Origin of the sequence: Pseudoalteromonas sp. Z1A6 (assembly GCF_011378745.1) — a bacterium.
Classification (GTDB): Bacteria; Pseudomonadota; Gammaproteobacteria; order Enterobacterales; family Alteromonadaceae; genus Pseudoalteromonas; species Pseudoalteromonas arctica.
Window position 1 is genome coordinate 1 of the sequence record NZ_WTKW01000470.1, and the last position, 2,589, is coordinate 2,589.

The window sequence follows — 2,589 nt, forward strand, 5'->3', positions numbered from 1 at the left end:
ATTATTCCTTCAAAGTATTACAAACTACGCTTTTGTAATTGTTGCATATATAAGAGTCATCGTTTCACACTTCCTAAAGCAATTTAATAATCATAATTATTAAACCTATAATTTTATGGGGTAAGTAAACTAACTTAGCCTAGAGCCTACGTATCACAAGGGTTTAACTTTAAAAACATTATGATGCTTCAATAACTAATAGATACTCATCTTGGGATGAAATTTGCTTTATAGGCTTATATTCCGGTTTTATCAGTTACTAAATATTATAATTTTTTAAAATTAACGAGGCAGAAATATGAACAAAACACAGTACGTTACAGTAGAAGGTCATAAAATTGCATACCAAGAAATGGGTGAAGGCACACCTTTATTATTAATACATGGTATACCAACCAATAAATTTTTATGGCGAAATGTGATGCCAAAACTTGCATCACAACATCGAGTAATAGCGCCTGATTTACTAAACTTTGGTGAATCTGATATGCCAATTAACACCGATGTTTCTATAAATGCGCAATGTAGAATAATGTGTAAGTTTATGGATGAACTCGGTATTTCTAAAGTTAATATTGCTGCACATGATATTGGTGGTGGTGTTGCTCAATTAATGGCTGTAAATCATCCGGATAAAGTAAACGGGTTGGTTTTAATTGATAGTGTATGTTTTGATTCTTGGCCAATACCAGAATTTGAACCTTTGCTAGAACCAGGTGTAGAAGAAAAAACAACTGTAGCTGAATTTGTGGATACATTAAGAGATTTCATGCCCAAAGGTGTTTACGACTCGAGCGTAATGACTGAAGAGTTGATGAAAATATACTTAGCACCATGGAGTAATGAAAAAGGAAAAGCCGCTTTATTTAGTAACATGCGCAGGCTCAATAAAGAATATACCGAAGCTATTACAGGCGATCTTAAAAGCTTACCTCATGAAACACTCATAATATGGGGTAAAGAAGACAAGTTTCAAAAGCCAAAGTATGCGCCAATGTTAGAAGAAGCAATTCCAAATTCATCATTGATTTGGATAGATAGAGCCGCTCATTGGGTTATTGATGAACATCCAGATAAAGTGTCTGATCTTATTAGTGAATTTATGAATGATAAAACATTCTAGTGAATTACTAGGTTTATTAAAAAGCTATTTGTTTCAATACGTTAAGTTTGATTGGGTAAAGTAGCGAATAGGCAATCATTGTAATACCGCTTGATAATATTAATAACCAAGCGGTATTTTTATATGTTCAAGAAGCTAATACCGTAAATGGGTAAGACACTGACTATTAAGATAAGTAGGTTAATGCTTATTAAATAGTCAAAATATCGCGTTTATACGTTAATTAATGAAGGTGAGTAACTTGGTTATGTATTTATTTATGCTATTTAACATAATATAAATTATAGGTAGTTAATGCATATATAGAAAGAGCGCTTAAATGCGCCCTTACTATGTCCAATACTAGACGGTATCGGACATTAAGTGGTTTTATTACAATAACAGGTATTACTAATACAGATACTTTATTTATCAATTTGTTTAATCAATACTTAATAAACGCTCAGCTGTATATTCGTTAGTAATTAATCCGCTGATCATGTTTGACCTTACTGCGCCCAAAATGGCTAACACTTTTTCTTCACCAGCAGCTATCGCATAAATCTGTTTGTTAGCATTTGTTTTTAATGGCGTACTTGCTACACGCTGATTAACTGTGCAATCTAAAAGCTTACCGTTTTTATCAAACACCCAACTAATCATTTCACCAACGGCACCAAGATCTTGTAACTCTTTAAGTTCTTGCGCATCAATAAAACCATCTATATGTAATGGCGACTTTTCACCTAAGCTACCAATACCCACAAATGTTACATCGGCATCTTTAGCGAGTTTTAAATTACCGGTAATATTTTGTTGTGCATGTAACTGTTCTTTTTCTTCAATACTTCTTGGTAAAACTGGCAATGGCATTGGGTAATGTTTTGCATTGGTGTGTTCGGCCATTCTTACTACAACATCATAAGGTGAAGCCGATCCATCCAAAGCCATATTACCTAGCATTGCTACAATTTTATGTTGCGGACAATCAACAGTTCTTAGCTCATCTACACATGAACGTAAAACTCGACCGGTTCCCATAGCAAGTACTTTGGGTTGTTCTGATTTTAAATGACGTTCTATTTCAGCCGCGCCAGCTTGAGCCAAACCAAGCGTAGACGATGGTTCAGATGGATCGCTCGGTACAACTTCACACGAATCTAACCCAAAACGGCTTTTTAATTTTTCGGCCAAGTCCATACATTTAGCAATCGGGTGGTCAAGTCTAACTTTAATTAGACCTTGGCTCACAGATAATGCGACCATTCTTTGTGCAGATTGACGAGATATATTTAGCTTTTTAGCAATTTCATCTTGTGTGTTACCGCCAACATAATATAACCACCCTGCTCTGGCTGCATCATCTAGCTTTCTAATTTCTGTATTTGATAGCTTTACCACGTAAACCTCTTAAAATAGAAGGAAAACTAAATCCTTATTTTCATTACATAATTTTAATTATATGTGCTGCTATATAAATTATTTTA

The 2,589-nt window shown here is 34.2% G+C and carries 2 protein-coding genes; one reads left to right on the plus strand and one right to left on the minus strand.

Annotation, left to right across the window (positions count from 1 at the left end):
• Nucleotides 1-298: 298 nt before the first annotated feature.
• Nucleotides 299-1,123, plus strand: coding sequence for an alpha/beta hydrolase (locus GQR46_RS18585; RefSeq protein WP_165742007.1), 825 nt, complete (start codon nucleotides 299-301; stop codon nucleotides 1,121-1,123).
• 420 nt (nucleotides 1,124-1,543) lie between these two features.
• Here the strand turns inward: GQR46_RS18585 and GQR46_RS18590 are convergent, their stop codons facing one another.
• Nucleotides 1,544-2,503: a sugar-binding transcriptional regulator gene (locus GQR46_RS18590; RefSeq protein WP_002960874.1), complete on the minus strand. Its 960-nt coding sequence runs from the start codon at nucleotides 2,501-2,503 to the stop codon at nucleotides 1,544-1,546.
• Nucleotides 2,504-2,589 lie beyond the last annotated feature (86 nt).